The organism is Marivivens donghaensis (genome assembly GCF_011806565.1).
In the GTDB taxonomy this organism is placed as follows: Bacteria; Pseudomonadota; Alphaproteobacteria; order Rhodobacterales; family Rhodobacteraceae; genus Marivivens; species Marivivens donghaensis_A.
In genome coordinates this window covers 17,947-34,133 of the sequence record NZ_JAATOP010000010.1, presented here as the reverse complement: position 1 = coordinate 34,133, position 16,187 = coordinate 17,947, and the positions used below count along the sequence as shown (strand labels likewise).

The following is a 16,187-nucleotide window of genomic DNA, read 5'->3' as shown; positions in this document are numbered from 1 at the left end:
TGCGCCTGCGTACGCCGTTCGTGCGCAAACGGCGCATTTCATGGGATTTCGGGCTGTTTTCGGGCCATTGCCCACCTGCCTTTCGAAACTCGTCATAGCGTTTTTCCCAGCCCATCGGGCCAAGGGAGGAACTCATGATACCATCCGGTTTCGAATACCACCGGCCGTCGGACCTACCGACAGCGGTCAAAATTCTGGACGAACACGGCGACGAGGCGCGCGTTCTCGCGGGCGGGCACAGCATCATTCCGATGATGAAACTGCGCATGGCCGATCTGTCCCATCTAATTGACCTTCAGGACGTCGCGAGCCTGAAAGAAGTCTCGGTTGCTGGCGATACCGTTACCATCGGGGCGATGGTCACGCAGGCCGAGTTGATTAGCAACGACGCGCTCGCCAAAGCGGCTCCGATCCTGCGCGAGGCCGCGCTTCAGATCGCCGACCCGCAGGTGCGGTACGTCGGCACGGTCGGCGGCAACGTGGCCAACGGCGATCCGGGCAACGACATGCCGGGGCTGATGCAGTGCCTGGGTGCGACCTATGTCCTCTACGGTTCGGACGGTGAGCGCGAAGTCGATGCGCGCGAGTTCTACGAAGCGGCCTACATGACCGCCCGCGCCGACAATGAAATCCTGACCCACATCAAGATCAAGGCGACCACCGCCGGTTACGCCTACGAAAAGCAGAAGCGCAAGATCGGTGACTATGCCACCGCCGCTGCCGCCGTGCTGATCGAACAGTCGGGCGGCAAGGTGACGAGCGCCTCTATCGCGATGACCAACCTCAGCGATACACCGATCCATTCGACAGGTGCAGGTGACGCGCTGGTCGGCACGGCCTGCGATGCCGCAGCCATCAGCTCCGCGATTGCCGCGATGCAGGCCGACATCCTGCCGAACGAGGACAACCGCGGCCCCATCGAATTCAAACGCCATGTGGCTGCAACCATGCTCCGCCGCGCGATCGAGCGCGCTTGGTCGCGGGCATAAGGGAGGACGACAATGAGCAAGATGCACATCAAGCTGACCGTGAACGGCCAAGAGCACGAGATGCTGGCCGAGCCGCGTGAGCTGCTGATTCACACACTGCGCGAACGGCTGAACATCACCGGCCCGCACATCGGCTGCGAGACCTCCCACTGCGGAGCCTGCACCGTCGATCTGAACGGCAAGTCTGTGAAAGCATGCACCGTTTTCGCGGCCCAAGCCAACGGCGCGGAGATCAAGACCATCGAAGGTTTTGCTGGCCCCGACGGTCTGCACGTCCTTCAGGACAAGTTCCGCGAACACCACGGGCTCCAGTGCGGGTTCTGTACGCCGGGCATGATCACCCGCGCCTACCGCCTGCTTCAGGAAAACCCAAACCCGACCGAAGAAGAGGTTCGCTTCGGCATGGCCGGCAACCTCTGCCGCTGCACGGGTTACCAGAACATCGTGAAATCCATCATGGCCGCCGCCGCCGAGATGAACACCGCGAAGGAGGCCGCAGAATGAAAGACCTGACAGAAGACCAGATCGAACGCGCCGCCAAACTCAAAGGAATGGGCACGTCCCGTAAGCGCGTGGAAGACGTCCGCTTTACCCAAGGCAAGGGCAACTACGTCGACGATATCAAGCTCGACGGGATGCTTTTCGGTGACTTCGTCCGTTCGCCCTACGCCCACGCCCGCGTCAAATCCATCAACATCGAAGAGGCGATGAAGGTCCCCGGCGTGGTCGCTGTGTTGACCGCCAAAGACCTCGAGCCGCTGAGCCTCCACTGGATGCCGACGCTGGCCGGTGACAAGCAGATGGTGCTGGCCGACGGCAAGGTGCTGTTCCAAGGGCAGGAGGTTGCCTTCGTCGTTGCCAGTGACCGCTACGCCGCCGCTGATGCGGTGGAACTGGTCGAGGTGGACTACGAGGAACTGCCCGTCATCGTGAACCCGTTCGAGGCGCTGAAGTCCGACGTGGTCTTGCGCGAAGACATCAAGGACGAAACCTCGGGCGCGCATGGCCCCCGCAACCATCACAACCACATCTTCACATGGACCGAAGGCAACGAGGCCGCCACCGAACAGGCGATCGACAGTGCAGAGGTCGTGGCCGAAGAAATGGTCTACTACCACCGCACACACCCCTGCCCGCTGGAAACCTGCGGCACGGTCGCGTCGATGGACAAGGTGACGGGCAAGCTGACCGTCTGGGGCACGTTCCAAGCGCCTCACGTGGTCCGCACCGTGGCTTCGCTGCTGTCGGGCATCGAAGAGCACAACATCCGCGTCATCTCGCCCGACATCGGCGGCGGCTTCGGCAACAAGGTCGGCGTCTACCCCGGTTACATCTGCGCCATCGTCGCCAGCATCGTGACGGGCAAGCCGGTGAAGTGGATCGAAGACCGCATGGACAACCTGATGGCCACCGCTTTCGCGCGTGACTACTGGATGAAGGGCCGGATCTCGGCCACCAAGGACGGCAAAATCACCGGCCTGCATTGCCACGTAACCGCCGACCACGGTGCGTTCGACGCCTGCGCCGACCCCACGAAGTTCCCCGCTGGGTTCTTCCACATCTGCACGGGCTCCTACGACATCCCCGCCGCATTCGTGAAAGTCGACGGCGTCTACACCAACAAGGCACCTGGCGGTGTGGCTTATCGCTGTTCGTTCCGCGTGACCGAAGCCGCGTATTTCATCGAACGGATGATCGAAGTGCTGGCCATCGAGCTGAACATGGACGCGGCAGAGCTGCGGCGGATCAACTTCATCCGCGCCGACCAGTTCCCCTACCAGTCCGCACTGGGTTGGGAATACGACTCCGGCGATTACCACACCGCTTGGGACAAGGCGCTGAAGGCGGTCGACTACGAAGGGCTGCGCAAAGAGCAGGCCCAGCGCATCGAGGACTTCAAGGCTGGCAAGACCCGCAAGCTGCTCGGCATCGGTCTCACCCACTTCACCGAGATCGTCGGCGCGGGGCCGGTCAAGAACTGCGACATCCTCGGGATGGGTATGTTCGATAGCTGCGAAATCCGCATCCACCCGACGGGTTCCGCGATTGCCCGTTTGGGTACGATCTCGCAAGGCCAAGCGCACGCCACGACCTTTGCGCAGATCCTTGCGACCGAAACGGGCATTCCCGCCGACAGCATCACGATCGAGGAAGGCGACACGGACACCGCGCCGTATGGCCTCGGCACGTATGGTTCGCGCTCGACGCCTGTGGCGGGTGCGGCAACCGCGCTGGCAGGTCGCAAAATCCGCGCAAAGGCGCAGATGATCGCAGCTTACCTGCTCGAAGTGCATGACGACGACGTGGAATGGGACGTGGATCGCTTCTCGGTCAAGGGCGCACCCGAGCGCTTCAAGACCATGAAGGAAATCGCCTATGCGGCCTACAATCAGGCCATTCCGGGTCTGGAGCCGGGTCTCGAAGCGGTCAGCTACTACGATCCGCCGAACATGACCTATCCCTTCGGTGCCTACATCTGCGTCATGGAAGTCGACGTGGACACGGGCCAGTGGGACATCCGCCAGTTCTACGCGCTGGACGACTGCGGCACGCGCATCAACCCGATGGTCATCGACGGTCAGGTCCACGGCGGCGTCACCGAAGCCCTCGCCATCGCGATGGGTCAGGAGATTGCCTACGACGATATGGGCAACGTGAAAACCGGCACGCTGATGGACTTCTTCCTGCCGACCGCGTGGGAAGTGCCGAACTACACGACCGACCATACCGTCACGCCCTCTCCGCACCATCCCATCGGTGCCAAGGGTGTCGGCGAAAGCCCGAACGTGGGCGGTGTTCCGGCGTTCTCGAACGCAGTGCACGACGCGTTCCGCGCGTTCGGCCTGCGTCAGTCGCACATGCCCCACGATCACTGGCGCATCTGGAAGATCGCGAGCGATCTGGGCCTGCACGCCTGATCCAAAACGGGGCGGTTCGCGCCGCCCCGCCCTCTCCTGACCGAGGCAGATATGAGCGACTGGACAGACCTTCAGAACGATCTTGAACAAGACGGGTATGTGGCCGCGCCGGATCTTGCGATGGCGCTGCACCTCTCGCTGGAACTGGGACGACCTCTGCTTCTCGAGGGCGAGGCTGGCGTGGGCAAAACAGAACTTGCCCGCGCCCTCTCCGCCGCCAAGGGATGCGATCTGATCCGCTTGCAATGCTACGAAGGGCTGGACGCAGCGCAGGCGATCTATGAATGGAATTACCAGCGCCAGCTTCTTGCAATCCGCGCCGCCTCTGAGGCGGGCGAGCGCGGGGCTGAGGACCGTCTGTTCTCCGAAGACTATCTGCTCGAACGCCCCCTGCTGCGCGCGATCCGCCAGCCTACTCCGCCCGTTCTGCTGATCGACGAGATCGACCGCGCGGACGAGGAATTCGAGGCGTTCCTGCTCGAAATCCTATCCGATTTCCAGATCACCATTCCCGAACTCGGCACCATCACCGCAACCTCGCGGCCCATGGTAATCCTGACGGCCAACGGCACCCGCGATCTGTCCGACGCGCTGCGCCGCCGCTGCCTCTATGCCTATGTCGACTACCCCGATCCCGCCACCGAACGCGCCATTCTGACGCGCCGCCACCCCGAGGTCGAGCCGCGCCTTGCCGCGCAGATCGTCGGGTTCGTGCAGGCGGTCCGCCGCGAGGAGCTCGAAAAGAAACCCGGCGTGGCAGAGATGCTGGACTTCGCCGCTGCTGTTGCGGGCCTTGGCGTCAATGACCTGAACAGCGATCCGGCGGTGCTGTCGGTCACGCTGGCGACGCTCCTGAAAACCCGCAGCGACCGCGCGGCGATCCCGCCCGAAGTCGCCGCACGCCTCGCGGGGAAAGCGGCATGACCCGCGTGACGCGTTTCTCTGCGCGTGACGATGGTCCGGCCACGCGCATCGCCGGATTTGTCGCGCACCTGCGGGCGAATGGCTTCCGCGTTGGTCCGGAGGAGACCCGCCTGTCGGTCGACGCCCTGTCCCGCGTGATGATCGAGCCGGAGACCACCCGCCTCGCCCTACAAACCGTGCTCTGCGGGTGCCGCGAAGAGCGTGACCGTTTTCCCGAGCTGTTCACCGCTTATTGGATGAACAATGGGCGGGTGCGCGAAAAGATCGTGAACTCCGCTGCCTCGTCGCTCGAACACACACGCACCACCCGCAAGGGGGCGGAACAGAGCGACAGCACCGGCACCGCCGACAGCCCCGAGGACGGTCCTGATGGTGAGGCCGACACCTATGCCGAGGGGACGGGCAAGCTCGTCGCCTCCGACCTCAATAACCTGATGAAGAAAGACCTGCGCGAGGTGGTTTCCCCCGACGATATCCGCGAGGCCGAGGCCATCGCCCGCCGTCTGGGTGCCGCCATCCGCCGCAAGCGCAGCCGCCGCGCGCGCATTGCCGCCAAGTGTTCCGGCGTGGATTTCCGCCGCACCATCCGCCGCAGTCTGGCGTCGGGCGGAGAGCCGCTACACATCATCCGTCGTAAACCACTCGACCGTCCGCTCCGCATCGCCGCGCTTTGCGATGTGTCGGGATCAATGACGCTCTATGCGCGGCCGTTTCTGGCGTTTCTGGCTGGCCTCATGCGTGCCGATCACGATGCGGACGCCTACCTGTTCCACACCCGCCTCGTGCGGATCACCGAGGCCCTGCGCGATGACGATCCAATGCGCGCTTTGAACCGCATCACGCTGCTGGCTGACGGCTTCGGTGGCGGCTCGCGGATTGGCGGGTCACTCGACCAGTTCTCGCGCACCTACGCGCGGCGCTTCGTCGATGGCCGGACCGTGCTGATGGTCCTGTCCGATGGCTATGACAGCGCGGACCCCGAGCTGATCTCCGAGGCGCTGCAACGCCTGTCCCGCCGCGGCTGTCGCATCATCTGGCTCAACCCGCTCAAGGGTTGGACCGGCTACGAGCCCGTTGCCCGAGGGATGGCGGCGGCGCTGCCCCACCTCGACCTCTTTGCCGCCGCGAACACGCTGGCGGACCTCGCCTCTCTGGAAAAGGAGCTGACCCGTTTATGACCATGTCCATGCACACGACCCTCCGGCTGGAACAGGAGGCCGAAAAGCTACAGGCGCAGGGCGTTGCCTATGCCGTGGCGACGATTGTCCGCACCGTGAATGCGACATCCGCCAAACCGGGTGACAAGGCGCTGATCGGCGCGAATGGAGAGATCATCGAGGGCTGGATCGGCGGCGGCTGCGCAAGGGGCGCCGTGGGCCGCGCCGCCCGCACAGCCGTGGAAATTGGCAAGCCGCAGTTCGTATCGCTGAAGCCCGAAGAGGTGCTCGCCGACGAAGGTCATGCCGCCGGCGAAGAGGTCGACGGCATCCGCTTTGCCCGCAACGGCTGCCCGTCCAAGGGGTCGATGGACATCTTCATCGAACCCGTCCTGCCCATGCCCCGCCTCGTGGTTTACGGCGACAGCCCCGTGGCGCGGGCGCTGCTGGACCAAGCGGGCCGCTTCGATTTCCGCCGCAGCGTTTTCGCCCCCGAGGCCGCCGACATGCCCCGTGTCGAAGACCTGCTGACCGACGCCGCGATCGACGCCAGCCCCACCACAACGGTCGTCGTCGCCACCCAAGGGCGCGGCGATAAGGACGCCCTCCGCGCCGCTGTCATGTCGGACGCGGGCTACATTGCCTTTGTCGGGAGCCGCAAAAAGTTCGCGACGCTGCGCGACGCGCTAATCGCCGAGGGCATCGCCCCTGCCCGCATCGACCGCGTCAAAGCGCCAGCAGGCCTCGATATTCACGCGATCACCTCCGAGGAAATCGCCCTCTCCATCATGGCTGAAATCGTGGCATTCCGCCGCCGCCCTCAGCCCCCCAGCGGGAGAGAGGCCTCATAACCCGCGCTTTCCGGCGCCTGTTCCCGCCCCTGAAGGACGAACAGGCGACCATCCTCGCCACCGTTAAATTTCCATGCTGCTAAAAGGACTCCGAAATGGATCTGACCGATGAAATTGTCATCAATGCCCCCCGCGATGTCGTCTACGCCGCGCTGCAAGACCCCGAAGTGCTGCGCCAGTGCATTCCGGGCTGCGAAGAGCTGATCAAGCACAGCGATACCGACCTCGAAGCCAAAGTCGTTCTGAAAGTCGGCCCAGTGAAGGCGCGTTTCAGTGGCAAGGTCACGCTGTCCCCCGACAACCCACCCGAGGCGTTCAGCCTCACGGGAGAAGGCTCGGGCGGTGCCGCAGGTTTCGCCAAGGGCGGCGCGGACGTGCATTTGGAAGATCGCGGCGAGGAGACGCTGCTGCGCTACACCGCGAAGGTCGATATCGGCGGAAAACTCGCGCAACTCGGCAGCCGCCTGATCCAAGGCACGGCCAAGAAGCTCTCGGCCCAATTCTTTGCATCGTTCGCTGAGACGGTGGAAGAAACCGAGAAGGCTTGATCGTAGGGGCGGCTTGGGGCGATCCAAGCCGCCTTTGATAGTTTCATGAACCACAGTCATAAGTCCTAGTCACATTCCGCCGATTATCCACACGAGTGTCTGGGCCTATCTCCCTCCCGAACGCGGACCATTACCGCGACGAAGGAGATGAAAATGAACATTGCAGAAACCGCAAAACTGCCGAACGGCGTCACCATTCCCAAACTCGCGCTGGGGACGTGGATGATCGAGGACGACGTGGTCGCCGATGCCGTCCGCACCGCCATCGAAATCGGCTATCGCCACATCGACACTGCCCAAGCCTACGGCAACGAGCGCGGCGTGGGCGAAGCGATCCGCACCTGCGGCGTTCCCCGCGAGGAGCTGTTCGTGCAGTCCAAACTGGCCGCCGAGGTCAAGGATAACGAAGGCGCGAAGGCTGCCATTGACCAGTCGCTCGAGACGATGGGCCTTGATTATATCGACCTCTTCATCATCCACAGCCCGCAGCCGTGGGCAGAATGGGGCACCGATGACCGCTATTTCGAAGGTAACCTCGCCGCTTGGAAGGCGATGGAAGAAGCCGTCGCCGCAGGCAAACTGCGCGCCATCGGTGTGTCGAACTTCCAGAAGCCCGACCTCGACAATCTGATCGAAAACGCCTCGGTCAAGCCGATGATCCTGCAACTGCTCGCACACGTCGGCAACACGCCGTTCGAGCTGATCGACTATGCGACGAGCAAGGACATGCTGGTCGAAGCCTACTCGCCCATCGGCCATGGCAAGATCCTCGAAAACGAGGATATCAAGGCGATTGCTGACAAATACGAGGTCTCGGTCCCGCAGCTGTGCATCCGCTACATCCTGCAACTGGGAATGCTCGCCCTGCCGAAAACTGCAACGCCTGCGCATATGAAATCGAACGCAGACCTCGGTTTCGATATCTCCGCCGAGGACATGGACACCCTGAAATCGATCACCGCCAAGGATTATGGCGACGCGTCGATGTTCCCCGTCTACTCTGGCAAGTAACTGACAAAGGATTCAGCGATGAAAATCACCCGCTCGGGAAGCACCGCTTCCGTTCAAGGCCCCGCCGACTGGTTCACCGGCACCGTCCGCATCGACCCGATGTTTCAGGCAGAAGATCCTGGCCGCGTGGCAGGTAGCCATGTCACATTTGAGCCCGGCGCGCGCACCGCGTGGCACACCCACCCCGCTGGTCAGACCCTGATCGTCACCTTCGGCCGCGGCCGTGTGCAGCGCGAGGGCGGCCCCGTGGAAGAGATCAGCCAAGGTGACGTTGTCTGGTTCCCCGCCGGTGAAAAGCACTGGCACGGCGCTGCCGAGGACACCGCGATGAGCCACATCGCTGTTCAGGAGGCTATCGACGGCACGGCTGTGACGTGGATGGAGAAGGTCTCGGACGAGGACTACGCGGGCTAATGACCTGCCTTTGCGGGCCGCGTTTTGCGGCCCGTTCGTCATTTGCGCGCCAGCCACGCGCAGATCAGGCAGCCGATGCCGGACAGCACAGTGACCACGCCCATCGGCACAGGCGTTCCGTTGGCCATGCCGCTGACCAACGCCGCGCCGACCATGCCGCTGCCGTACTGGATTGCTCCGACGACCGCAGAAGCACTGCCCGCGCCTTGCCGCACGCCCGCCAAAGCGCCTGCAACGGCGTTCGCAGTGATCAGCCCGTTCATCGCCATGAACAGGAAGCTCGCCGCGATCAGGCCGATCGCGCCTTGCCACCCCGTTAGCGTCACGACGAAAAACAAGGCGCCTGATAGCGCCGCGCCGATGGCTCCGATCAGCAACATCCGCTGGCTGCCCAGATGCACCACCAGTCGCACGTTGATAGCGTTGGTGAGCAAAAGCCCGAAGACACCCGACGCAAACACCAGCGCATAGGCTTGCGGTGACAGTCCGTAGTACTCGATGAACGCAAACGGCGCGCCCGCGATGCCGCCGAATGCACCCATGTAGTAGAAGCCCAAAGCCGCAGCGGGCAAAAGCAGCGCGCGGTTTCGGAAGTGCTGTCCGTAGTCGAGGAACGCCCGCCAGATCGCGCCCTCGGACCGCTGTTCGGCGGGTAGGCTTTCAGGAAGGACGGCCACCGCCATGACCACGCCGATGCCCAGCGCGACCAGCGTCCAGAAGATCGCCTGCCACGACGCGAACGCGAGGATCTGCGCCCCGACCGTTGGCCCGACGAGCGGCGCGATGGCCATCACCATCATCAGGCCCGACATCACCTTGGCCGCGCGGTCCCGCTCGTAGAGGTCGCGGACCATCGCGCGGGCCAAGGCCACTCCCGCGCTCGCCCCCAATGCCTGAACAATGCGCCAGAGGATCACATGCCACGCCTCGGTCGCCAGCGCACATCCGGCGGAGCCGAGGACGAACACCAAGACCCCGATCAGGATCGGCCCACGCCGCCCGAAGCGGTCGCTGACCGGCCCCCAGAGGAGCTGCCCGAAGCCAAACCCGAACAGGTAGGTCGACACCACAAGTTCAAGCTGCCCCTGCGGCGCCTTCAGGTCCGCCGCCATCGACGGAAGCGCTGGCAGGAACAGGTCGGTCGAGATCGAAGCGAAGCCCAGAAGGATCGCAAGCGTCGCCAATGTCCGGATCGACGCCGGTTCGCGGTGTGCAGTCACGGAGGATATCGCTCCCGTTTAATTTCGGCCAAATGTCAGGACACTCTAACCGCTCCGATTGATGAGATAATCCGCCCAGTCGCGATAACTTTGATATCGAATGCTAATAACTGCCTACTTTGCGAAGTCCTTATTGCAACTTCGCGGTGAAAACCTTCACGCTTGCGGCTGCGAACCAGACGGCAAACACGCTCTCGAACGCGCGGCGCAGGCGCTGGTAAAGCCGCGCCATGGCCTTGCTGGAAAAGAGCAGCGCGTAGCCGTGGAAGATCAGGAAGCTCTGCGCGCCGACCGCCACGATGACCGTAATGAGGCTGGACGCCGAGGAATCCGCAGGCACGCCGAGCGAATAGAGCGAGCCGAAGAACAGCACGGCCTTTGGGTTCGTCAGGTGAAGCATCAGCCCTTTGGAGAACAACGCCCGCGTGCTGCCCGTCATCGACGTCATCTTCGCGTCCTTGGCCGACAAGGCCGAGCGCGCGGACTTGTACGCGAGGTACATCAAATAGGCCGCGCCGCCGTAGCGGATGGCTTCGAATATCCACGCATGGGCGAGCATGATCGTGCTGAGGCCTAGCGCCGCCGCAACCGACCACATGAGCGAGCCGACGAAGATGCCCGAGGCGACAGGCAGAGGCCCGCTTTGCGGCCTGCGTTCATTGACGTTCCGGCAATCGTGAGCGTCGCAGGGCCGGGACTGGCGGCAACGACAAAGGCCGCGAGTGAATGAGCGGCAGGTTGGTCTCAAACACCATGGTGAATTCCTTAAGTCGAATGGCCCACCATAGGGGGACGCCGCGCCGAAAGGAAAGCCGTCACAGGTTCCAGATTTTGCCGACAAGGTCGAACGCCAGACCGATGCTCGGCTCCGCCTGCCGATTGGCGAGCGACATGAACCCCAGCGTCGTTTCGACCTCTGCCCCGTCCACGATGACGATGCCGTGGGCCTGTTCTTCGTAAAGCGCGAGGGACTCGCGGCAGAGGCACAGGCCGACGCCCGAACGGACCATCGCGAGCATCGAAGATTCCTGATCGACCACCGCAACCTCGTTCTGCCTGACCCCCAGCGCGTCGAATTGCGCGTCGAGCAGGCGGCGGTGGACCGATGCAGGCGGCGTGGCGATCCATGGCAGCGAGGCAAGCCCGCTCCAATCAAGGCCGCTCGTGCGGTTGCGCCATCCTGCGGGCGCAACGACGCGGTATTTGAACTTGGTCAGGACGGTGTGGTGGAAGGCAGAGGGATCGGGCTCCTGCCCTGACCACCAGCCGCCATCGGCAGGATCGCCAAGGAAATAACCCGCGTCGATCTCTCCGCGCAGCAGACGCACGGGAACATCGCCGCTCATCCCGTGGGTCAGCTGCGTGCGCAGGTCGGGCGCAACGGCGATCATCTCGTGCAGGAACTGGCCGAGGCGGATGAAGTCGGGGTCGATCACGGTGCCGAGCTTCAGCGTCCCGCGCACAGTCCCCTTCATCCGGCGGGCGGTCTGGCGAAAGTCCTCCAGCGCGCCGAGCACCTGCTCTGCCTTCACCAGCAGCGCGGCGCCGTCTGGCGTCAGATCGACGCCCTTGGCCGTGCGCACGAACAGCGTCAGTTCGGTCCGTTCTGCAAGGCGCTTCATCTGCAAGCTGATCGCGGGCTGCGTCAGGCCCAGCACATCTGCCGCGCGAGAGACATTCCCCTCGCGCGCAACCGTCACGAAAGACCGCAGGGTCCGAAGGTCAGTGAGTTGCTCCATATAAATCCAACTTATAATGTTCTGTATCATTAGTCATTGGAAATCCGCTCGCGCCAGCAGTTATTCATGTCCAAGAGGACTGGGAGGACCGCAATGACACATTCGAACCTTGGGCAATATAAGCGCAACCCGCGCGCCGCGACGCGCTTCCTGTCCTCCCGCCGCTGAGAAGGAGCCGCCGATGTCTACCGATCAATTCGACTATATTGTTGTCGGCGCGGGCACCGCAGGGTGCCTTCTGGCCAACCGCCTCAGCGCCGATCCGACCAAGAATGTGCTGCTCCTCGAAGCGGGCAAGCGCGACAACTACATCTGGATCCACGTGCCCGTCGGGTACCTCTACTGCATCGGCAATCCGCGCACCGACTGGATGTACAACACCGAGGCGACGCCGGGTCTGAACGGCCGCACGCTGCGCTATCCGCGCGGCAAGACGCTCGGCGGGTGTTCGTCGATCAACGGCATGATCTACATGCGCGGTCAGGCGCGTGACTATGACAACTGGGCCAAACTGACCGGCGACGACAACTGGTCGTGGGAGAAGTCGCTGCCCGACTTCAAAGCGCACGAACACCATTACAAACTCGATGGCGGCGCGGACCCTGCAACGGGCAGCAACAGCCGTTTTTCGGACCTTCATGGCGGCGGCGGCGAGTTGCGGATCGAAAAGCAGCGCCTCCGTTGGGACATTCTGGAATCCTTTGCCAAGGCCGCGAACGAAGCGGGTATCGAGAGCACCGACGACTTCAACAGTGGCGACAACGCGGGCGTCGGCTATTTCGAGGTCACGCAGAAATCCGGCTGGCGCTGGAACGGGGCCAAGGCTTTCCTGCGTCCGATCAAGGACCGCAAGAACCTCACTGTCTGGACCGAAAGCCACGTCGAACGGCTGATTTTCACGACCACGGGCAGCGGTGCGAAACGCTGCGTCGGTGCCTCGGTCCGTCGTGGCGGCAAGCCAGTCACCGTCCGAGCGAAGGGCGAGGTGATCCTCTCCGCTGGAGCCATCGGCTCACCGCAAATCCTGCAACTGTCGGGCATCGGGTCGGCGTCTCTGCTGAAATCCCACGGCATCCACGTTGTGCAGGACATGCCGAGCGTGGGCGAGAACCTTCAGGACCACCTGCAAATCCGCGCGGTCTATAAGGTCGAGAATGCCAAGACGATGAACACGCTGGCCAATTCGATGTTCGGCAAGGCGAAGATCGGGCTTGAATATGCGCTGAAACGCTCCGGCCCGATGAGCATGTCGCCCAGCCAGCTTGGCGCATTCACCCGCTCCAGCCCCGATCGCCCGCACGCGAACCTCGAATACCACGTGCAGCCGCTAAGCCTTGAGGCATTCGGCGACGATCTGCATCCGTTCCCTGCCATGACGGCGAGCGTGTGTAACCTCAACCCGACATCGCGCGGGCATGTGCGCATCACCTCGAACAAGGCCGAGGATGCGCCGGTGATCCAGCCGAACTATCTGTCGACCGAAGAAGACCGCCTGATCGCAGCCCAGAGCCTCCGCCAAGTGCGGGAGATCATGGCGAAGCCCGCTATGCAGAAATACAAACCGGTCGAATTCAAACCGGGCGTGCAGTTCCAGTCGGACAAAGAGCTTGCGACCCTCGCGGGCGATATCGCCAGCACGATTTTCCACCCCGCAGGGACCGTGAAAATGGGCCGCGACGATGATCCTACCGCAGTCGTTGACTCGCACCTGCGCGTGCGCGGCATCGAAGGTCTGCGCGTCGTCGACGCCAGCGTCATGCCCGAAATCACGAGCGGCAACACCAATGCGCCGACCCTGATGATCGCCGAGAAAGCCGCACGCTGGATCCAAGCGGGCGTCTGAGCCACAACTCACACCATGTTTTTGATGGATTAAGACATGACCAATCCCCAGCCTTCGCTCCTGCCGCTCAAGGGCGTCAAAGTGCTCGACTTCGGCCAGTATATCGCGGGCCCCGCCGTTGCGATGATCCTCGCCGACCTTGGCGCGACCGTGATCCATGTCGACCCGCCCAACGGTCCGATGTGGCAGAGCCCCGCGAATGCCACGCTGAACCGCAACAAAACCATCGTGACCATCGACCTCAAGACACCCGAGGGGCTGGAGCAAGCGTTGGAGCTGATCGCCGAAGTCGACATCGTGGTCGAAAGCTTCCGCCCCGGTGTGATGAAGCGCCTCGGCATCGACTTTGCCGCGCTGCGCGAGGAACGCCCCGAACTCATCGCCCTCTCGATCCCCGGATTTGCGTCGAACGACACGCTCCGCCGTGACTGGCGGGCGTTCGAAAGCATCATTGCGGCAAGCTCGGGCGTGTTTACCGATATGGGCCTCAACCGCGTGCTTATGGGCGTTAATCCGTCGTTCTCTCCGCTGCCGCTGTCGTCCGCTTACGGGACCATGCTGGCCGCCTCGGCGGTTGTGCTCGCGCTGCAATCGCGGGAACGCACGGGCTACGGCGATGCGATTGAAGTGCCGTTGGCCGCCGCCGTGATGGAGGGGCTGTCGTACAACTCTATCCACATTCAGGACTACCCCGAACGCTACAAGACCCAGCGCGAGATGGAGATCGAACGCCGCCGCACCGAGGGTCTGCCGATGAACGTAACCTACGAGGAATTGCAGGAATTCCTCGACCCGTTCTATCGCTCCTACGAATGCAAGGACGGGCGGATGTTCTACGTTGTCTGCCCCAGCCACAAGCAGCACGCCAAACGCTGCCTCAAGGTGCTGGGCATCTACGACGACCTCGTGGCCGAAGGCCTGACGGAGGAAGAGGACACCTATCTGCCCGTTGCCGAATGGAAATCCGAAGTGTCGCTCGGCGTCTACCCGCTGCCGAAACACTGGGCCGACAAGATCGCTGCGCGGATGAAAGAGGTTTTCATCACCCGCACCGCGAAGGAATGGGAGAAGATCTTCGGTCGCGGGAAATTCCCCGGTGCGCCGCAGCGCTGGCTTCAGGAATGGATCAACGACGACCATGCTGAGACCTCGGGCCTGATGGTCGAGGTCGATGATCCGGAGTTCGGCCCCATGACCCAACCCGGTCCGATGGTCTGGCTGACCGAAAGCGGCGAAGAGATGCTCTCCCCCGCCCCGCGCCGTTGGGACACGGTGGAGGCCGCGCTGAAGCAACTGCGCAAGCTGCCGACGAAACTGCCGCGTCCGAAGCGCAATCAGGAAACGGCGGGCTGGCTGGATGGCGTACGTATCCTCGATATGTGCAACGTCATCGCGGGTCCGCATTCGGTGTCCTACCTGTCCCGTTTCGGGGCGGAGGTGATCAAGATCGACCCCGCCGTTCCGAACTACGATTGCTGGAACACCGTGATTTTCAGCCTCTCGCATGGGCGCGGGAAACGCTCGATCCTTGCGGATATCTCGACCCCCGAGGGCCGCGAGATTTTCGAGAAGCTGGTGGCCGAGGTCGACGTTGTCGTCTGGAACGCGCCCGACCGTCAGGTGAAGGCGAAGGGCCTCGACGTCGAAGCGCTGCGTAAGCTGAACCCCGAGGTGATCTTCTGTCAGCTCGACTGTTTCAGCGGTGTCCGCCGTGGGCCGCGCACCGATTACCTCGGGTATGACGACCTCGTGCAGGCGACCACGGGCATCATGCTGCGTTTCGGCGGCAGTATGCACACGCCCGAAGAGCACGCGCACGTCGGCACGATCGACGTCATGTGCGGCTTCGGGGCGTCGCTGGGGATTGCGGCCGCGCTCTATCAGAAGCTCAAGTTCGGCAGGATTGGTCGCCCGCAAACCTCGCTGTCCGCGCTGGCGGGCCTCGCGCAAATTCCGTTCTGCTACGACTACGAACGGCGGGGTCTGTTCGATGAACCCTCTGGCCGCGAAGCGAACGGCACTGGTCCGCTGGAGCGGTTCTACTACACTGCCTCGGATCGTTTCATCCTGCTGTCGGCGTACGAGGCTGATCTGCCCAAGCTGAACACTGTCGAAGGGCTGGAAGGCATCATCGACGTGCCCGAGGACGAGCGTGCCGCGTTCCTTGCTAGTGCCTTCATGCAGGCCCGTGCAGAGGATTGGGCGGAGCGTCTGGTTGCCGCCGACATCGGGGCCACCGTCTGCGAGAATATCGAAGCGCTGCGCACCTATAACAGCCGCCCTGCCGACGGCACTCCGGGCACTGACAACGGGAGCTATTCGTTCTCGGTCTACGAGGACCACCCGAGCGGCCATGTCATCACGCAGCTCGATCCCTTCGCGATCCGCCCGCAGCACGGCTCGATCTATGCGCTGGAGCCGACCGAGAAGTTCGGTGCCTCCACCCGCGTGATCCTGCAAGAGCTTGGCTATTCGGGCGAGCAGATCGACGAAATGATCGCCAGCGGCGCCATCAGCGAAAGCTGGAGCCGCGAGTATCTGCCCAGCTAAAAATTTGCCCGCACGCTTGATCT

The 16,187-nt window shown here is 63.2% G+C and carries 14 protein-coding genes; 11 read left to right on the top strand and 3 right to left on the bottom strand.

Translation table 11 applies throughout. The features are described from left to right. Positions 1 to 134 precede the first annotated feature (134 nt). From HCZ30_RS13555 to HCZ30_RS13515, 9 genes are all read left to right on the top strand, one after another. Positions 135 to 989: an FAD binding domain-containing protein gene (locus HCZ30_RS13555; protein ID WP_167638835.1), complete on the top strand. Its 855-nt coding sequence runs from the start codon at positions 135 to 137 to the stop codon at positions 987 to 989. 12 nt (positions 990 to 1,001) lie between these two features. Then, a complete protein-coding gene (locus HCZ30_RS13550; protein ID WP_167638834.1) occupies positions 1,002 to 1,493 on the top strand; it encodes a (2Fe-2S)-binding protein in 492 nt (163 codons plus the stop codon). Continuing rightward, on the top strand, positions 1,490 to 3,907 hold the full coding sequence (locus HCZ30_RS13545; RefSeq protein WP_167638833.1) for an aerobic carbon-monoxide dehydrogenase large subunit: 2,418 nt from the start codon (positions 1,490 to 1,492) through the stop codon (positions 3,905 to 3,907). The genes HCZ30_RS13550 and HCZ30_RS13545 overlap by 4 nt, the downstream gene beginning before the upstream one ends. A 51-nt stretch (positions 3,908 to 3,958) precedes the next feature. After that, on the top strand, positions 3,959 to 4,831 hold the full coding sequence (locus tag HCZ30_RS13540) for an AAA family ATPase (RefSeq protein WP_167638832.1): 873 nt from the start codon (positions 3,959 to 3,961) through the stop codon (positions 4,829 to 4,831). Continuing rightward, positions 4,828 to 6,009 (top strand): vWA domain-containing protein, encoded by a 1,182-nt coding sequence (locus tag HCZ30_RS13535; protein WP_167638831.1) that lies wholly within the window; start codon positions 4,828 to 4,830, stop codon positions 6,007 to 6,009. Before HCZ30_RS13540 ends, HCZ30_RS13535 begins: the two co-directional genes overlap by 4 nt. Beyond that, the gene (locus tag HCZ30_RS13530) at positions 6,006 to 6,839 is read left to right on the top strand and encodes an XdhC family protein (RefSeq protein ID WP_217703055.1); all 834 of its coding nucleotides are present in this window, start codon (positions 6,006 to 6,008) and stop codon (positions 6,837 to 6,839) included. Before HCZ30_RS13535 ends, HCZ30_RS13530 begins: the two co-directional genes overlap by 4 nt. Positions 6,840 to 6,934: 95 nt before the next feature. Further along, on the top strand, positions 6,935 to 7,387 hold the full coding sequence (locus HCZ30_RS13525) for an SRPBCC family protein (RefSeq protein WP_167638830.1): 453 nt from the start codon (positions 6,935 to 6,937) through the stop codon (positions 7,385 to 7,387). Positions 7,388 to 7,540: 153 nt separating this feature from the next. Next, positions 7,541 to 8,398, top strand: coding sequence for an aldo/keto reductase (locus tag HCZ30_RS13520; RefSeq protein ID WP_167638829.1), 858 nt, complete (start codon positions 7,541 to 7,543; stop codon positions 8,396 to 8,398). 18 nt (positions 8,399 to 8,416) lie between these two features. After that, positions 8,417 to 8,812, top strand: a complete 396-nt coding sequence (locus HCZ30_RS13515) for a (R)-mandelonitrile lyase (protein WP_167638828.1) — start codon at positions 8,417 to 8,419, stop codon at positions 8,810 to 8,812. 38 nt (positions 8,813 to 8,850) lie between these two features. Here HCZ30_RS13515 and HCZ30_RS13510 read toward each other — a convergent pair whose 3' ends face one another. From HCZ30_RS13510 to HCZ30_RS13500, 3 genes are all read right to left on the bottom strand, one after another. Beyond that, positions 8,851 to 10,032, bottom strand: coding sequence for a multidrug effflux MFS transporter (locus HCZ30_RS13510; protein WP_217703054.1), 1,182 nt, complete (start codon positions 10,030 to 10,032; stop codon positions 8,851 to 8,853). A gap of 130 nt (positions 10,033 to 10,162) precedes the next feature. Then, complete coding sequence (locus tag HCZ30_RS13505; RefSeq protein WP_348640395.1) at positions 10,163 to 10,630, bottom strand: LysE family transporter; 468 nt, start codon at positions 10,628 to 10,630, stop codon at positions 10,163 to 10,165. Positions 10,631 to 10,847: 217 nt separating this feature from the next. Beyond that, entirely contained in the window at positions 10,848 to 11,771 is a 924-nt protein-coding gene (locus tag HCZ30_RS13500; protein WP_167638827.1) for a LysR family transcriptional regulator, read from the bottom strand. A 181-nt stretch (positions 11,772 to 11,952) separates the two neighbouring features. On the opposite strand from HCZ30_RS13500, the gene HCZ30_RS13495 reads away from it, so the two are divergent. Next, the gene (locus HCZ30_RS13495; protein WP_167638826.1) at positions 11,953 to 13,614 is read left to right on the top strand and encodes a GMC family oxidoreductase; all 1,662 of its coding nucleotides are present in this window, start codon (positions 11,953 to 11,955) and stop codon (positions 13,612 to 13,614) included. Between the two features lie 36 nt (positions 13,615 to 13,650). Continuing rightward, a complete protein-coding gene (locus tag HCZ30_RS13490; RefSeq protein WP_167638825.1) occupies positions 13,651 to 16,164 on the top strand; it encodes a CoA transferase in 2,514 nt (837 codons plus the stop codon). Positions 16,165 to 16,187: the final 23 nt, after the last annotated feature.